This is a genomic window from Burkholderia sp. PvR073 (assembly GCF_054055695.1).
In genome coordinates, this window is the sequence record NZ_JBSRXO010000003.1 from 371,967 (window position 1) to 387,262 (window position 15,296).

12 protein-coding genes are annotated in these 15,296 nt (G+C 66.8%); all 12 read right to left on the reverse strand.

The window, feature by feature from the left end; genetic code table 11:
* Window positions 1-32: 32 nt before the first annotated feature.
* Window positions 33-779, reverse strand: a complete 747-nt coding sequence (locus ACVK00_RS13435) for a DUF4123 domain-containing protein (protein WP_284893042.1) — start codon at window positions 777-779, stop codon at window positions 33-35.
* A gap of 9 nt (window positions 780-788) precedes the next feature.
* Complete coding sequence (locus tag ACVK00_RS13440; RefSeq protein WP_284893041.1) at window positions 789-3,260, reverse strand: type VI secretion system Vgr family protein; 2,472 nt, start codon at window positions 3,258-3,260, stop codon at window positions 789-791.
* A 319-nt stretch (window positions 3,261-3,579) separates the two neighbouring features.
* Window positions 3,580-4,884 (reverse strand): solute carrier family 23 protein, encoded by a 1,305-nt coding sequence (locus tag ACVK00_RS13445; protein ID WP_354122879.1) that lies wholly within the window; start codon window positions 4,882-4,884, stop codon window positions 3,580-3,582.
* A gap of 245 nt (window positions 4,885-5,129) precedes the next feature.
* A complete protein-coding gene (gene flgL / locus ACVK00_RS13450; protein WP_228906071.1) occupies window positions 5,130-6,371 on the reverse strand; it encodes a flagellar hook-associated protein FlgL in 1,242 nt (413 codons plus the stop codon).
* A gap of 22 nt (window positions 6,372-6,393) precedes the next feature.
* Window positions 6,394-8,391 carry a flagellar hook-associated protein FlgK gene (gene flgK, locus ACVK00_RS13455; RefSeq protein WP_284893036.1) on the reverse strand — a complete coding sequence of 666 codons (1,998 nt, stop codon included), beginning with the start codon at window positions 8,389-8,391 and terminating at the stop codon, window positions 6,394-6,396.
* A 192-nt stretch (window positions 8,392-8,583) separates the two neighbouring features.
* Window positions 8,584-9,339 carry a flagellar brake protein gene (locus ACVK00_RS13460; protein WP_105831955.1) on the reverse strand — a complete coding sequence of 252 codons (756 nt, stop codon included), beginning with the start codon at window positions 9,337-9,339 and terminating at the stop codon, window positions 8,584-8,586.
* A gap of 209 nt (window positions 9,340-9,548) precedes the next feature.
* Window positions 9,549-10,541, reverse strand: coding sequence for a flagellar assembly peptidoglycan hydrolase FlgJ (flgJ, locus tag ACVK00_RS13465; protein ID WP_284893033.1), 993 nt, complete (start codon window positions 10,539-10,541; stop codon window positions 9,549-9,551).
* Window positions 10,542-11,720: a flagellar basal body P-ring protein FlgI gene (locus tag ACVK00_RS13470; RefSeq protein WP_284893030.1), complete on the reverse strand. Its 1,179-nt coding sequence runs from the start codon at window positions 11,718-11,720 to the stop codon at window positions 10,542-10,544.
* A 5-nt stretch (window positions 11,721-11,725) separates the two neighbouring features.
* Window positions 11,726-12,415: a flagellar basal body L-ring protein FlgH gene (gene flgH / locus ACVK00_RS13475; protein ID WP_228906084.1), complete on the reverse strand. Its 690-nt coding sequence runs from the start codon at window positions 12,413-12,415 to the stop codon at window positions 11,726-11,728.
* Window positions 12,416-12,436: 21 nt separating this feature from the next.
* Window positions 12,437-13,225, reverse strand: a complete 789-nt coding sequence (gene flgG, locus ACVK00_RS13480; protein WP_006755141.1) for a flagellar basal-body rod protein FlgG — start codon at window positions 13,223-13,225, stop codon at window positions 12,437-12,439.
* Window positions 13,226-13,260: 35 nt separating this feature from the next.
* Complete coding sequence (gene flgF / locus ACVK00_RS13485; protein ID WP_166726379.1) at window positions 13,261-14,019, reverse strand: flagellar basal-body rod protein FlgF; 759 nt, start codon at window positions 14,017-14,019, stop codon at window positions 13,261-13,263.
* Between the two features lie 20 nt (window positions 14,020-14,039).
* Window positions 14,040-15,281 carry a flagellar hook protein FlgE gene (flgE, locus tag ACVK00_RS13490; protein WP_284893025.1) on the reverse strand — a complete coding sequence of 414 codons (1,242 nt, stop codon included), beginning with the start codon at window positions 15,279-15,281 and terminating at the stop codon, window positions 14,040-14,042.
* Window positions 15,282-15,296: the final 15 nt, after the last annotated feature.

A 15,296-nucleotide genomic window follows, 5' to 3' on the forward strand; every position in this document is an offset into this window, starting at 1 on the left:
CCTCGGAATTTGATCAAATGAGTCGTGCTGCGTTATTCGCTCGCCAATTGATCGAACAGATGTTGCCACGCGGCGTCAACAAGTTCATCGACACCCGAATGGTTGTCGCTTGCTACTGCGGAGTTCAGGAACCTGTCTGCCATAGACGGATACCTTGCCGCCTGCCACGCCGATAAACCTGAAAATCGGCGGCGTATCCGATCGACGATTTCGCTTCTACTGATGCGCGGCCATTGATCGACGCGTGGCCAGCCGAGCGCCTGCTCGGTGGGATCGGATTCGACACCAGGGCCTTCGATGCTCCATATGTGACCGGCCCACGGGAACCGCCACGTATGTACAGGACCAAGAAGCGCTTGCTGCTGATCCGGGCTGAAAATTGCCAGCACAAGGGCGAACACGCGCGGATCGTAGTGTCGCCAAAAAACCGGCTTGCCACTCGCGTCTGGGCCGACCAGGTAACGCGCAATGTGCGTAGCGATAGCGTCGACATCGGCTGAGCTCTCGATCCATGCGCACACCACCGGCGGGCGCTCCGCGTCGATTTCCGCATGCCAGTGCTCAGTGACGATCCGTCGACATTCTGTATCCAGCGAGTCCAAATCGATCAGCCTTGGCATCAGTTCTTCACGATGTGCGAGCGCGCGCGGCGTGCAAGGATGCATATCCAGTGCGACAAGGTCGGGCACATAGCCGAGCGTTGTCGGTTCGACCAATAGATAGCCCGAGGTGAGCATTGCCGAATGATCCGCGGCGATGTGCATGGACGAAGAAGACATATTCATTTATCAGGAGAGCGGAACCGAAGCCTGGCCGGCCTGAGCGGCACCGGTCGCAACCTGTTCGCACAGATCGTTGCCGGGGAATTTGGCCGGCACGCTCTGCGGCCCGACCGTATCGTGACTGCCCGCGTGCACCTTGTTCTCGCCGGGCGTATAACCAACGATGCCTTTCGCGCTGACCTCGAACTGGCTGTTACCAGCCGTCAAGCGAATCCCCTGCTTCGCCGTGATGTTGATCCAGTCTGTCGTGCTGATAATCGACAGGACCTTCTTCGCCAGCAGCTCCAGCTCGTCGTTTTCCGCATGCACCTGAACCTTGCCGCTCGCCGCGATGAGCTTCATCCCCATCTTGTGCACGAACAGCGAAAACCTGTCGGAGACGCTAGCGAAGAACGATTTGCCGGTCGCGACCGATACGCTGTCACCGGCCGTGACAGCCACGTGCTGTCCGCCCGTGACGTGCGCGGTCGCGGGCGTCGTGACGGCGATGCCGGCCGCACCTGCCAGCAACAGGTGCGCTTCGTTGAGTTCCGGGAAATCGCCCTTGCCGCTGCTGCCCGTCGCCCCCGCGCCCTGGATGCCGTCCACCTGCGACTTCAGCGCGTCGGCGATCGGCGTCTGGCCCGCTCCGCTGTCTTGTGCCTGATAGTGCTGCGCGAGCTTGGCCGACCGCGCGTGTAACGTTTGCGCTTTGGTCAGGCGCGCTGCCGGTTCGCTCACGTCCGAGAGATGCCCCTGCGCGGCCGGACGCACCTCCGTGCTGATCACCATGCCCTTCCCGCTGCGGATCGCGCCGATCTCATCCGTACGCAGCTCGAAGCCCTCGCCACGGGCATCCTTGCGCCCCTGCCAATCCTCGATCCGCGTGATCTTGCCGAGCGAAAGCTGGCTGGCCGCATGGTCGGACCGAAGCTGTGCCTGAATGGCGTTCGCCGTGTCATCGAAAATCAGGTGGTTGCTGCGGCCGGACGATGCATTTCCGTCCGCCCCGTTCAACTCCCGGCTGCGAATGCCCATCAGCGCACTCTCGTCCGGCAGCTTCCACGACGGTACGTTACGCGCGTTCATCACGCGGCCCGTAATGATCGGGTGGTCCGGATTGCCATCGAGCCATTGCACGATGACCTCGGAGCCGATGCGGGGCAGCGCCGCCATACCCTGCCCGCCACCGGCCCAGCCGCTTGCGACCCGCACCCATGTCGAGTACTTGCCGTCGCGGTCCCAATGGAACTGGATCAGGACGCGACCGTGTTCGTCGGTATGAATACTCGTACCGGATTGGCCAACAACCGTCGCCGTCTGCGGTGCGAGGATCTTCGTGTCGACGCTGTTGAAGCCGCGCCCGGGTCGCCACGGGGTCGCCCTCGGAACACACGAGAATTCGTTGCGGTATTCCGCCAGCACACCCGTGTCCTGCAGATAGTTGTTCGTCGCCACGTGCCTGACCGACACGATCAGGTATTCATCGTCGCTTTGATCGCGGCTGAATGCCGAGCCATAGCGGTCCGTCAGCCGGAACCAGCGCCCCGGCTGCACGAAGCGATTGTTGCCCTTCGCGTCGAAGCGCTTGATCTTCGCTTCGATTTCCTCCATCCGGCGATTGGCAATCTGGTACCCGTGTTCCATGTTCCGATAACCGTATGCTCCGACGTACTCGTTCCATTCGAGTTGCGGTAGCGTGGATTCGGGGTTCAACAGGCTCGTCTGAACGCGAGTCGGCGTCGGGCTCTTGAAGTCGAAACGGGATAGTTCCGCATGCGTCGATGTGGTCTGCTGGAACGGGGACCAGCTCAGAATGCTGTCCGATTCCTCCGCGCCCATGCCGTTGTGGAAGCGGATTTCATGACTGCTACCATCGATCGTGGGCGCGGGGCGCGTCGGATCGGAGACAGTCAACTTGTGCGCCGTGGCCGTGTGTTCGTACCAGTACAGATAGCCCGCGTGCTCCCAGCGCCGATGAAGGTAATTGTGGTCGTCTTCGTCGAACTGGCAGGCCATCGTCATACGCGGATCGTCCTCACCGACCTGCCACGCCCATTCGGGTAACACACCGTATTCCTGAAGAACGGTCGCTGTCTGGTCATGCAGGTTCTGATCGAGGAACAGGCGGTTGTGCTGGCTGTATTTCAGATAACGCAGCCACGGCCCTACGTGTGCCTCGTAGAACACCCAGCCGCCGTCCGTGCGAACGTGCCGGAACGCGAAGATATGGCCGTTGAAATATCGTCGGCTTGCGTCGCCGCGTGCCACGCTGATGGTCACACGCTTGTTGATGAAATCCTTCGGCGCAAGGTGGTCGTTATCCGACAGGATTTCGATCTTGTACGCAAAATCCTGCGATAGCGCTTCAGACGCCTCGAATACGTTCGGCAACAGGATTCTGTAAGGCGCGTCATCGTCCGGAAAGCTGATCTGCACTTGCCGGTTGTGCTGCGGGCCCAGCGCAAGTTCTCTCAGGGCTTGTGCTGTCTTCTGCATTGTTCTTGTCCCTCGAATCGGGCGCGAAGTGCCGCGGGGCCGCCCGTGCGCCCTGGAATGCGCCAGCAAAGTCGAACTCACAATGCTAGTGTCCGCCCCGACCTGCCGCGATAAGGTCAGACGTATACCACAAAGCCTCTCGAGGGCCCACGGCAGAACTGTCAGGAATGTTGGACGGCGGATAGGCGGCTGGAGTGGGCGCGCACGCAGTATCGTGCCGCAGGCGCCGGGTCACCATCGGATGTGGGAACGGCAACGCGCTATCCGACATAGTGAACGAATGTTGCCAGCGGGCGGCATTGCACCGCCCGCACCCCAATCAAACCACCGGGCCCGGTTCCTTTTCCTTGCGCAGGATCGCGTACAGGATGATCGCGCCGAACGTCGCGGTACCGATCCCGCCGAGCCCGAAGCCGCCGATCTTCAGCGAGAAGTCGCCGGCGCCGAGCACCAGCGTGACGGCCGCGACGATCAGGTTGCGGTTGTCGGAGAAGTCGACCTTGTTGACGACCCAGATCCGCGCGCCCGTCACCGCGATCAGCCCGAACACGACGATCGACACGCCGCCGAGCACCGGGCCCGGAATCGTCTGGATCACCGCGCCGAACTTCGGCGAGAAGCCCAGCCCGATCGCGATCAGCGCGGCGACCGCGAACACCAGCGTCGAATAGATCCGCGTGACGGCCATCACGCCGATGTTCTCCGCGTAGGTGGTCACGCCCGTGCCGCCGACGCTGCCCGACACGATCGTCGCGAGCCCGTCGCCGATGAACGCGCGGCCGACGTAGCGGTCGAGGTTGTGGCCCGTCATCGCGCTGACGGCCTTGATGTGGCCGAGGTTCTCGGCGACGAGGATCACCGCGATCGGCGCGAGCATCAGCATCGCGTGCGGATCGAAGACGGGCGCGCGGAAAGCCGGCACGCCGAACCACGCGGCATGCGCGACGATCGAGAAATCGATCGGCTTGCCGAGGCCCATCGCGTTGGTCGCGATCGCGTAGAGCGCGTACGCGATCGCGAGCCCGACGAGGATCAGCAGACGCTGCATCATCCCGCGCGCGAACACCGCGACGCCGCCCACGCACAGCACCGTGACGAGCGCCATCACCGAGTCGAACGTCGAGGCCGACACGCCCTTGACCGCGATCGGCGCGAGGTTCAGCCCGATCACCGCGACCACCGCGCCGGTGACGACGGGCGGCATCAGCGCCTCGATCCAGCGCGTGCCGATCGCCTGCACCAGCGCGCCGAGCGCGACGTACACGACGCCGCACGCGACGATCCCGCCGAGCGCGACCGCGATGTTCGGGTTCGGGCCGCTGCCGCCGTAGCCCGTCACCGCGATCACGAGGCCGATGAACGCGAAGCTCGAGCCAAGGTAGCTCGGCACGCGGCCGCCGACCAGCACGAAGAACAGCAGCGTGCCGATGCCCGACATGAAGATGCACAGGTTCGGGTCGAAGCCCATCAGCAGCGGCGCGAGCACGGTCGAGCCGAACATCGCGACGACGTGCTGCACGCCCATCGCGACCATCTGCGGCCACGCGAGGCGTTCGTCGGGGCCGACCACGCGCGACGCGCCGGTCGATTGCACCCGCCAGCGCGGGAAGTAGGAATCGGACATGGGAAAAAAGGGCTCCTGTCGAACGCCGGCTGCGGACGGTGCGCCGGTCTGGAATCTGGCGCGAGTTTACGGAGCGGAAATGGGGCTGGCAAGCGCGAACCGCCGGTGCGACGGCCGCGCCCGTGGGGATGGACACCGGGCCGGCGCGATGGCGTGCAGGCCGGCCGCAGCCGTGGCCTGCGGCGACCGGCCGGCGCGCCGCGCGATGTAAGCGGGCGCTCACATCGCAGCGGGCGCCGCGGACATCACGGATTGATGTACTGGAACAGCGACAGGTTCTGCAGCTGCACGTAGGCCTTCTGCGCGCCGGTCAGCGCGTTCTGCACCTGCAGGTACTGGCTGATCGTCGTCGTCATGTTGGTGCTGGTCAGGTCCGTCAGGTTGCTGGTGGTCTGCAGCGACGCGGTCTGGTTGACGGCCTGCATCGCCTTGACCTCCTGCTCGCGGCCGCCGACCGACGCCTGGATCGTCGTCACGTTGCGCATCGTGTTGCCGACCTTGATCGAGCCCGTCATCAGCGCGTTCGACAGCGCCGCGGCGGCGACCGGGTTGCCGGTCACGGGCGTCTTCAGCGCCGAGATCATCGAGTCGAGCGTCGAGAACACGTCCGCGCCGCCGCTCGCCTGCGGACCGGGCGTCACGGCGAACGTGTCGCCGGCGGCCGGCGTGCCCGACACCGCCACCGTCATCCCGCCGCCGAGCGCGATCGCCGAGCCCGCCGTGTACGCCTGCGCGGCCGTGGTGGTCGGCGGCTTGGCCGAGTTGTCGGTCACCGTGTAGGTCGGCGCGGCGGCCGTGCCGCCGAACGCGATCGAGAACTGATGGCCGTTGGTCGCGGCCGACGGGCTCGTGACCGTCACCGCGGTGATCGTGCCGGTGCCCGTGTTGGCGGCGCCGGCCGACGGCACCGGTGCGCTGCCGAGCGACGACACCGACATGAACACCGCCGAACCGGTGTCGCCCTGCGCCACGCTGCTCGAATCGGCGATCTGCACCTGGCGCGTGCCCGAGTCGCCGACGTAGCTGACGCTGCCGTTCGGGCTGCTGGTAAACGGCGCCGACGAATTGTTCAGGCCGGCGAACAGGTAATTGCCGGCCCCGTCGTTCGAGTTCGCGAGCGTCATCAGCTGGTCGCGATAGCCTTGCAGCTGCGTCGCGAGCGCCGAGCGGTCGCTGTCGGCCAGCGAGCCGTCGCCGGCACGCACGACGAGCGTCTGCACGCTGGTCAGCACGCCGCTCACGCTCTGCAGCGCCTGATCCTCGGCCTGCAGCGACGCAAGCGCCGCGTTCTGGTTGGTCGCGTACTGCGACAGCGTCGCCGACGTCATCGACAACTGCACGGCCTGCGCCGCGCCGACCGGGTTGTCGGCCGGCGTCTGCAGGCTCACGCCGCTCGCGATCTGCTGGTACAGCTGCGCGAGCTGCGCCTGCTGATCGTTCATCTGGGAAACGTTCAGCTGAAAGAACTGGGCGCTGGAAATTCGCATCGCTTCTATTCCTCGAATCCGGTCAGTTGAACAGGCCGAGCACGGTCTGGAACAGCGTCGCCGCCGTCTGGATCACCTTCGCGTTCGCCTGGTAAAGCTGCTGGTACTGCATCAGGTTCGCCGCTTCCTCGTTCTGGTTCACGCCCGACACCGACTGCTGCGCGGTCGTGATCTGGCCGACCAGCGAGGTCTGCGCGGCGCTCGACGATTTCAGCTGGCTCGCCGTGTTGCCGATGCCGTTCACGTAGTTCGCATACGCGCCGGTCAGCGTCGTCGTGCCGCCGCCGAGCGACTTCGCGGTGACGAGCTGCGACAGCGCGAGCGCGTTGGAGCCGTCGCTCGTGCCGCCCGCGTACGGTCCGATCGTGAACGCGTCGCCGTCCGATGGCGCGCCGGACAGCGTGACGGTCACGCCGTTCATCACGCCCGCCGGCGCCGGCTGCGTGGTGCTCATGATCGTCAGCTTCGCGCCGGCCGTCGCGTCGTACGGCACGCTGTCGGTCGGGCTCGTGATCGTCACCGAGGTGGGCGGCGTGCCCGCGATCGTCACCGTGGTGCCGGCCTGGAAGCCCGACAGCGACTTCGACGCCGCGTCATAGGTGAGCTTGGTCGGCGTCGTCGGGACCTGGTAGCCGGCGCTCACCGCGCCCTGCGTGATCTTGCCCGTGCCGAGGTTGGTGCTCGACGCCGCCGCGACCACCGGCGACGCGGCCGCGATCGCCGAACCGCTCGTCGTCGCGAGGCCGAAGCCGTTCAGCGCGCCGCGCGTCGGCAGTACGGTGAACTGGTCGCCGGCATTCATCGAGCCGGACGCGAACGAGAAGGCCAGCCCGCCGATCGACGCCGGCATCGATGTCGACTGGCCGACCACCGACCCGCTCGCGCGGTCGGTCAGCGTGTAGTTGGTGCCGTCGTACGACAGCGTGTAGTCGCTCGTCGTCGGCTGCGCTGCGTTGGCGAACGAGACGGACAGCGATGCGTTGCCGGTATTGCCCTGGTTCGAATAGACGGCCGGGTTCGCCACCGTGAACAGGTTGCCGCCCGGCTTGCCCGACAGGTCGATGCCGAGCGCGTTCTGCCCGTTGACCTGCGCGGCGAAGCTGGTCGCGAGCGCGCCGAGCTGCGCCTGCGCGGGGTCGAGCGTCTGGCTGCGGAACGCGAGCAGGCCGCCGAGCGTGCCGCCCGACAGCGACGCATCCGGCAGCGCCTGGTTCGGGCCCTGCGGGTTCGCGCCGGCGATCCCCTGCGACACGACGGTCAGTTCGCTCGGATCGGACGGCGACGTGACCGTCGCGAGCTGGTAGCTCTTGTCGGCGACGACGAGCGGCTGGCCGCCCGCGAGGAACACGCTGTAGCCGCTGTCGTTGCGCACGACCTGCACGCCGGCGAGACTCGACAGGTTCGACACCGCGAGGTCGCGCTGGTCCATCAGCTGGTTGGGCGGCTGCCCCTGGCTGCCCGCCGCCGTGATCTGCTGGTTCAGTTGCGCGATCTGCGCGGTGTACGTGTTGATCTGCGACACGGTGCTGGTGAGCTGCGTGTTGACGCTCTGGCGCAGCGCATCATATTGCTGGCCGGCCGCCTTCAGCTGGTCGCCGAGAACCTGCGCGTTGCTGATGGCGGTCTGCCGCACCGACGGATCGGACGCATTGTTCGCGACGTTCTGCAGCCCGGTGAAATAGCCGGTGATCGCGGTCGAGATGCCGGCCGTCGGGCTGCCGACGTAGTTGTTCAGCTGCGCGACGAGCGAATACCACGTCGAGAGCGCGCCGCCCTGCGACTGCGCGCTGTTCAGCTGGTCGCTCAGGTACTGGCTGTACTGCCGCTGCACGGTGACGGTGTTCACGCCCTGCGGCATGTAGCCGCTCGACGTGTACTGGCCGCTCGCCTCGGCATAAACGGGGCGCTCGACCGAATAGCCGGGCGTCGCGGCGTTGCTGATGTTCTGACCGGTCGTCGTGAGGCCCCAGAGCGCGGCATTGAGGCCGCTGACGCCGAGGTTCATGAGTGTGTTGGACATGCGCGATCCTGATGAGCCGGCCGCGCTGCGGCCGCCGGGTTGCGTGACTCCCGGTATAACGGCCGCGGATCGAAAAAATTGAGGAAAAAATGTACGCGCGACGCGCGCTCGCGCGTCGCCGGTCGAGGGCCGCGGCGGACGCTGCCGGCGCCGCTGCGAAGGCGGCCCCGAGCGGGGCCGCGAGGGGGTGCGTCAGGCCCGCGCGAGCGAGCGGCGCTTCATCTCGAGCTGCGTGATCAGGCGCTGCAGCGTGTTCTCCGCGCTGCCCGGCAGCGACATGAAGCGAAAGCCGAGCTGGTAGCGCCGCGAACCGTTCGGCATCTGCGTCGAGCGCTGCGACACGAGGCGCAGCTCGAGCGACAGCTTGCCGTGGCCGGTCAGCTCGAGCTCGACGTCCGGCAGCAGCGTGCCGACCTCGAGCGCCTCGACGCGCTCGTCGGCCGTGCGCAACCCGACGCCGCCGAGCGACAGGTTATGCACCTCGAACACGAAGCTCTCGCCGTCCGGCAGCGTGCCGCGGCACAGAAACGGATCGACGATCGGCGCATCGACGCGGAAATACTCGCGGCGCTGGATGCACATCAGCACGTCGGGGAAATCGGCGACGAACGCGGGCAGCCCCTCGTAGCGCGTCTCGCGCGGCGTGTTCGTGGTGAATTCGACGCGCACGCCCTCCGGCGCGGCCGAGAACGTGCAGTGCGACGCGGCGAGGATGCTGGCGTTCTGCTCGGACAGCGCGCCCCAGTCGAACGTGAACGTGCGCGCGCCGACGTCGACCTCGAGCAGGCGCGTGACGAGCTGGCCGCCTGGGTACTGGACCGTCAGGAAGTCGCCGCGGTTCACGAGATTGCGCAGCTGCACACCGATCTCCAGCGGATTGCGGCGGGCGTAGTCAGGCCCGGAATGGCCCGCATCCAGGCTCGGATCGGTCGACGTTTCGATATTCATGGCTAGCCGGTTTTCTTGTCAGGGCGCCCGGACGACCGGTGCGCAGTAAAACCGGGCCAGAACAGGGCCCGGTAGCAGGTCTCACACACTTAGCGGCAGTGCTCACCGAAAGTTTAGATCGAATTGCCGATATTTTTCGCGCAAACGTTGAAACCGCGCGCGGCGGGGTGCCGGGCGCGGTCCGAAAGACGGCGGACGGGGCCTGCCCGTCAGCCGATCTGCTGCATGATCGAGATCAGCTTCTTCGCGTAATTCGGGTCGGTGGCGTAGCCGGCCTTCTGCATCCCGTGCGCGAAACCCTCGACGTTGCGGCTCGCGCTCAGCACGCCCGCGTAGCGCGGGTTGTTCTTCAGCAGGTTCGCATAGTCGGTCATCGCATGCTCGTACGAATCATACGCGCGGAACTTCGCGACGACGCGCCGCGGCGTGCCGTTCACGTACTCGGTCGTCAGCGCCGACACCGTGCGGCCCGTCCAGCCCTTGTTCGCCTTGATGCCGAACACGTTGTAGCTCGTCGATCCGTCGCTCGCGCGGATCTCGCGCTTGCCCCAGCCCGATTCGAGCGCGGCCTGGCCGACGATGAAGCGCGCCGGGATGCCGGTGCTCGCGCTCGCCGCCTGCGCCGGCGCGGCGAGCCGGTCGACGAACGCGTCGGCGTCCTGCACGCCGCTCGCGCCCTTCACCGGCGGCGTGAGCGCGCTGCCGGCCGAGTAGCCGCGCGCGCCGGCGAGCCCGCCGTTGTTCGCCGCGTTCGCATACGCCCTCGCCATCGCATTCATCGCGGCGAGGCTGCCTTCGTTGCCCGACGTGCCGGCGCCGGCCGCGCCCAGGCCCACCGCGCCGAGCCCGGCCGCGCCGGCGTCGGCCGCCGTGTCGCGGCCCTGCCCCGCGTTGCGCATCAGCTGCTTCATCAGCGCGTCGGCGACGCCGATCCCGCGCTTCGACATCTGCTGCGCGAGCTGCTGGTCGAGCATCGACGTGTACATCTTCGACGTGTGCGAATCGAGCAGCCCGCCGTCGGGCGTCGCGTCGCGCATGCTCTTGAGCATCATCTGCGTGAACATCGCGTCGAACTGGCCCGCGACCGCCTTCGCGCCAGCCTGCGGCGACTGCCTCGCCTGCGCGCGCAGCGCGTCGAAGCCCTGCACGTCGAGGGCGAAGCGCTGCGTGAGATCGTTCGCGTCGGGAAGGTTCGCTGCCATTTAGATCACCTCCAGGTCCGCGCGCAGCGCACCGGCCGCCTTCATCGCCTGCAGGATCGACATCAGGTCGGCCGGCGTCGCGCCGAGCGAGTTCAGCGCCTTCACGACGTCGGCGAGGTTCGCGCCGGCCGTCACCATCTTGAGCGCCCCGTTGTCCTGCTTCAACTGGATCTGCGACTGCTGCGCGACCACCGTCTGCCCGTTCGAGAACGGCCCCGGCTGCGACACCACCGGCTGCGTGTTGACGACCACCGACAGGTTGCCGTGCGCGACCGCGCAGCTTTGCAGCGTCACCATCTGGTTCATCACGATCGAGCCGGTGCGCGCGTTCAGGATGACCTTCGCGGCGGCCTTGTCCGGGCTCACGTCGAGGTTCTGCAGGCGCGCCATGAACGCGACCTGCTGCGCGGAATCCGCCGGCGCGGCGAGCTGGATCGTGCGGCCGTCGAGCGCCGTCGCGGTGCCCGGGCCGAAGCTGGAATTGACCGCGGACACGATCCGCTGCGCGGTGCCGTAGTCCATGTCGTTCAGTTGCAGCTGCAGCACGCCGTTCATCTGCGCGATTGCGTTCGGCACCGCGCGCTCGACGATCGCACCGCCGACGATCCGGCCGGCCGCGAGCTGGTTCACCTGGACGCGGCTGCCGTTCGCGCTCGCGCCCGCGCCGCCGACCGCCATGTTGCCCTGCGCGAGCGCATACACCTGCCCGTCCGCGCCTTTCAGCGGCGTGAGCAGCAGCGTGCCGCCGCGCAGGCTCTTCGCGTTGCCGAGCGACGACACGGTCACGTCGAGCGCCTCGCCCGGCCGCGCGAACGGCGGCAGCGTGGCGGTCACCATCACGGCCGCGACGTTCTTCAGCTGCATGTTGTTCAATGACGACGGGCCGCCGTTGGCCGACCCGTTGTTGATCGAGATGCCGAGGTTCGCGAGCATGTTCGCGAGCGTCTGCGTCGTGAACGGCGTCTGCATCGTCTGGTCGCCCGTGCCGTCGAGGCCGACGACGAGGCCATAGCCGATCAGCGGGTTGTCGCGCACGCCCTGGATCTGCGCGAGATCCTTCAGGCGTTCCGCGTGCGCGCTCGGCGCGCCGAACGCGCAGGCCGCCAGCACGAGTGCGGCGGCGATCCGCGCGACGGCCTGCGCGCGGGACGACAGTCGGTGGAAAAGAGGCTGCGACATCGTCATCACCACGGTGCGAGGTTGAGGAAGAAGCGCTGCAGCCAGCCCATCGTCTCGGCTTCGTTGATATAGCCCTTCGACGAGTATTCGATCTTCGCGTCGGCGACCTGCGTCGAGTAGACCGAGTTCGCGCCCGAGATCGTGTTCGGGTTGACGACCCCCGAGAAGCGCACGAACTCGTTGCCCTGATTGATCAGCATCTGCTTCTCGCCGCTGACGACGAGGTTGCCGTTCGGCAGCACGTTGGTGACGGTCACGGTGATCGTGCCGTTGAACGTGTTCGCAGCACTCGCGCCGCCCGTCGCCGCGAACTTGTTGGCGCCGGCCGCCGACATGTTCGCCTTCGCGAACAGCCCGCCGAGGAAGCCGGCCGTCGGCACGCTGAAGTCGGTGTTGCCCTGCCGGTTGGTGTTCGCCCCCGACGACTTGGTCGCGTTGATGTTCTCCGCGATCATGATCGTCAGGATGTCGCCGATGTTGCGCGGCCGCTGGTCCTCGAACAACGGCCGGCCCGCGTAGCCCGGGTTGTAGATCGAGCCGGGCGCCTGCATCGACATCGGCCTCGGCGGCTGCGCCGTCATCGGCTGCTGGATGATCGGATCGCGCGGAATCTGCGCGCAGCCGGCGAGCGCGGCCACCGCGAGCGCGCACACGGCGCGCACGGGGGCTGACGGGAGGAGGCGAACCTGCTTCATGGCGACGACTGGACTTTCCGGTTAGCTCTTCATCTGCGTGACGGTCTGCAGCATCTGGTCGGACGTCGTCACGGCCTTGCTGTTGATCTCGTACGCACGCTGCGTCTGAATCATGTTGACGAGCTCCTGCACGACGTTCACGTTCGATGCCTCGACGTAGCCCTGATTGAGCACGCCCGCGCCGTTCAGGCCCGGTTGTGCCACGTTCGGCGCGCCCGACGAGGTGGTTTCAGCGAACAGGTTCTCGCCCTTCGCCTCGAGGCCTGCCGGGTTGATGAAGGTGGCGATCTGCAGCGAGCCGATCTGCACCGCGTTGCTCGAGCCCGGCTGCGTGACCGACACGACGCCGTCCTTGCCGATCGTCAGCGACTGCGCGTTCTGCGGCACGGTGATCGCCGGCAGGATCTGGTAGCCGCTCGACGTGACGAGCTGGCCCTGCGCGTTGGTCTGGAACGAGCCGTCGCGCGTGTAGGCATTCGTGCCGTCCGGCATCAGCACCTGGAAGAAGCCCGCGCCGTTGATCGCGACGTCCTTCGAGTTGCCGGTCTGCGTGAGGCCGCCCTGCGTGTACAGGCGCTCGGTCGCGACCTGCTGCACACCGGTGCCGAGCTGCAGGCCCGACGGCAGTTCGGTCTGCTGCGTCGAGTTCGCGCCCGGCTGGCGGATGGTCTGGTACAGCAGATCCTCGAACACCGCGCGCGACGCCTTGAAACCGTTCGTGCTGGTGTTCGCGAGGTTGTTCGAGATCACGTCCATCTGCGCCTGCTGCGCATTCATGCCGGTGGCGGCAATGTAGAGCGAACGGTTCATGTTGAATCTTCTCCTGGTAGCGAGGGCCGTGCCGCTCAGCTGAAGTTGAGCAGCTGGTTCGCCGACTGCTCGTTCTGGTCGGCCGTCTGGATCAGCTTCGACTGCAGCTGGAACGCCCGTGCGTTGTCGATCATCGCGACCATCGCGGTCACCGGATTCACGTTGCTGCCTTCGAGCGAATTCGGCGTGACGACCACGCTCGGGTCGCTGTCGGCCGGATTGCCGTCGGCGGTGCGGAACAGCCCGTCGTTGCCGCGCGCGAGCGTGGCCGGATCGGGGTTCACGAGCTTCATCTGGTCGACGATCGCGACCGCCGTCGGCGGGTCGCCCGGCATCAGCGCGGACACCGTGCCGTCCTTGCCGATCGTCACTTCCGCGTTCGGCGGCACCGAGATCGGGCCGCCGTTGCCGATCACCGGCAGGTTGCTCGCGTTGACGAGCTGGCCGTTTTCATCGACGTGCAGGTTGCCGGCGCGCGTGTACGCCTCGCTGCCGTCGGCCGTTTGCACCGACAGCCAGCCCGCGCCCTGCACGGCGACGTCGAGCGGGTTGCCGGTGCGCGTGATCGGACCCGGCGCGTAGTCCGCGCCGGGCGTCGACGCGAGCACGTAGGTGCGCGTCGTCGTCGGGTCGCTCGTGCTGCCGTCGCCGAAATTCATCGGCACCGCGCGGTAGGTCGCGAGCTGCGCGCGAAAACCCGTCGTCGACGCGTTCGCGAGGTTGTTCGCGACGATCGCCTGCTGGTCGAGCGACTGCGACGCGCCCGTCATCGCCGTGTAGATCAGTCGGTCCATGGCTGCCGGTTATCCGCGCGTTACAGGTTGATGAGCGTCTGGTCGACGGTCTGCTGCGTCTTGATCGTCTGCGCGTTCGCCTGGTAGTTGCGCTGCGCGGTGATCAGGTTGACGAGCTGCGACGTCAGGTCGACGTTCGAGTTCTCGAGCGCGCTGCCCTGCAGCGTGCCGTGGTTGGTGCTGCCCGGCGCCGAGATCTGCGGCACGCCCGACGCCGCCGTTTCCGCGTACTGGTTGCCGCCGAGGTTGACGAGTCCGTTCGGGTTGTTGAAGTTCGCGATGGCGATCTGGCCGAGCACCGCCGTCTGGCCGTTCGAGTAGTTGCCGGTCAGCTTGCCGTCCGAGCCGATCGAGAAGGTCGTCAGCGTGCCGCTCGCGTAGCCGTCCTGTGCGAGGTTGTTCACGCCGTCCTTGCCGCCGAATTGCGTGGTGCCGGTCAGGTCGAGCGTGAGCGGCTGCGGCGTCGTCGAGCCGTCGGTGGTCGGCACGGTGAACTGGAACTGGCCGACCGACGTGGTCGGCGCGGCCGGCGTGCCCGTCGTCGTGCTCTTGATCGCGCCCGACGAATCGAACGTGACCGTGCCGAGGTCGGTCGTGGCGCCGCCCTGCACGCCCGCGTACGCTTCCCACGTGCCCGCCGCCGATTTCACGAAGTACATGTTGACCGCCTGCGAGCCGCCGAGCGAGTCGTACACCTGCACCGACGTCGAATAGTTGTACGTCGAGGTGTCGGTCGCGTCGAACGGCGTCTTGGTCGGCACCTTGTCCTGCGAGTTCAGGTTGAACTGGCCGGTGATCTTGGTCGTGGCGGTCGGCGAGATGTTGGTCGTCGGCGCCTGCAGCGGCACGGTCTGCGCGGTGTTCACCACGCCGTTCTTGTCGGCCAGGTAGCCCATCAGGTTCAGGCCCTGCGCGTTGACGATGTAGCCGTTCTTGTCGCGCTGGAACGTGCCGTCGCGCGAGTACGTCGTCACGCCGTTGTTCGACATCTGGAAGAAGCCGTTGCCGTTGATCGCGACGTCGAGCGACGAGTTCGTCGTGTTGATCGTGCCCTGGCCGAACTGCTGCTGTACCGACGCGAGCGCCGTCCCGATCCCGATCTGCGTGTTGACCGACGTCGCGATCGAGTTCGCGTACATGTCGGAGAACTGCGCGGTGCTCGACTTGAAGCCGACCGTGTTCGCGTTCGCGATGTTGTTGCCGATCACGTCGAGCGCGTTCGATGCGCCGGCGAGGCCGCTCAGACCCTGTTGATAACCCATTTCGGTCTCCGTTTT

Coding starts and splice junctions, on each gene's coding strand:
- ACVK00_RS13435 (WP_284893042.1), bottom strand. CDS start 779: ATGTCTTCTTCGTCCATGCACATCGCCGCGGATCATTCGGCAATGCTC.
- ACVK00_RS13440 (WP_284893041.1), bottom strand. CDS start 3,260: ATGCAGAAGACAGCACAAGCCCTGAGAGAACTTGCGCTGGGCCCGCAG.
- ACVK00_RS13445 (WP_354122879.1), bottom strand. CDS start 4,884: ATGTCCGATTCCTACTTCCCGCGCTGGCGGGTGCAATCGACCGGCGCG.
- flgL (WP_228906071.1), bottom strand. CDS start 6,371: ATGCGAATTTCCAGCGCCCAGTTCTTTCAGCTGAACGTTTCCCAGATG.
- flgK (WP_284893036.1), bottom strand. CDS start 8,391: ATGTCCAACACACTCATGAACCTCGGCGTCAGCGGCCTCAATGCCGCG.
- ACVK00_RS13460 (WP_105831955.1), bottom strand. CDS start 9,339: ATGAATATCGAAACGTCGACCGATCCGAGCCTGGATGCGGGCCATTCC.
- flgJ (WP_284893033.1), bottom strand. CDS start 10,541: ATGGCAGCGAACCTTCCCGACGCGAACGATCTCACGCAGCGCTTCGCC.
- ACVK00_RS13470 (WP_284893030.1), bottom strand. CDS start 11,720: ATGTCGCAGCCTCTTTTCCACCGACTGTCGTCCCGCGCGCAGGCCGTC.
- flgH (WP_228906084.1), bottom strand. CDS start 12,415: ATGAAGCAGGTTCGCCTCCTCCCGTCAGCCCCCGTGCGCGCCGTGTGC.
- flgG (WP_006755141.1), bottom strand. CDS start 13,225: ATGAACCGTTCGCTCTACATTGCCGCCACCGGCATGAATGCGCAGCAG.
- flgF (WP_166726379.1), bottom strand. CDS start 14,019: ATGGACCGACTGATCTACACGGCGATGACGGGCGCGTCGCAGTCGCTC.
- flgE (WP_284893025.1), bottom strand. CDS start 15,281: ATGGGTTATCAACAGGGTCTGAGCGGCCTCGCCGGCGCATCGAACGCG.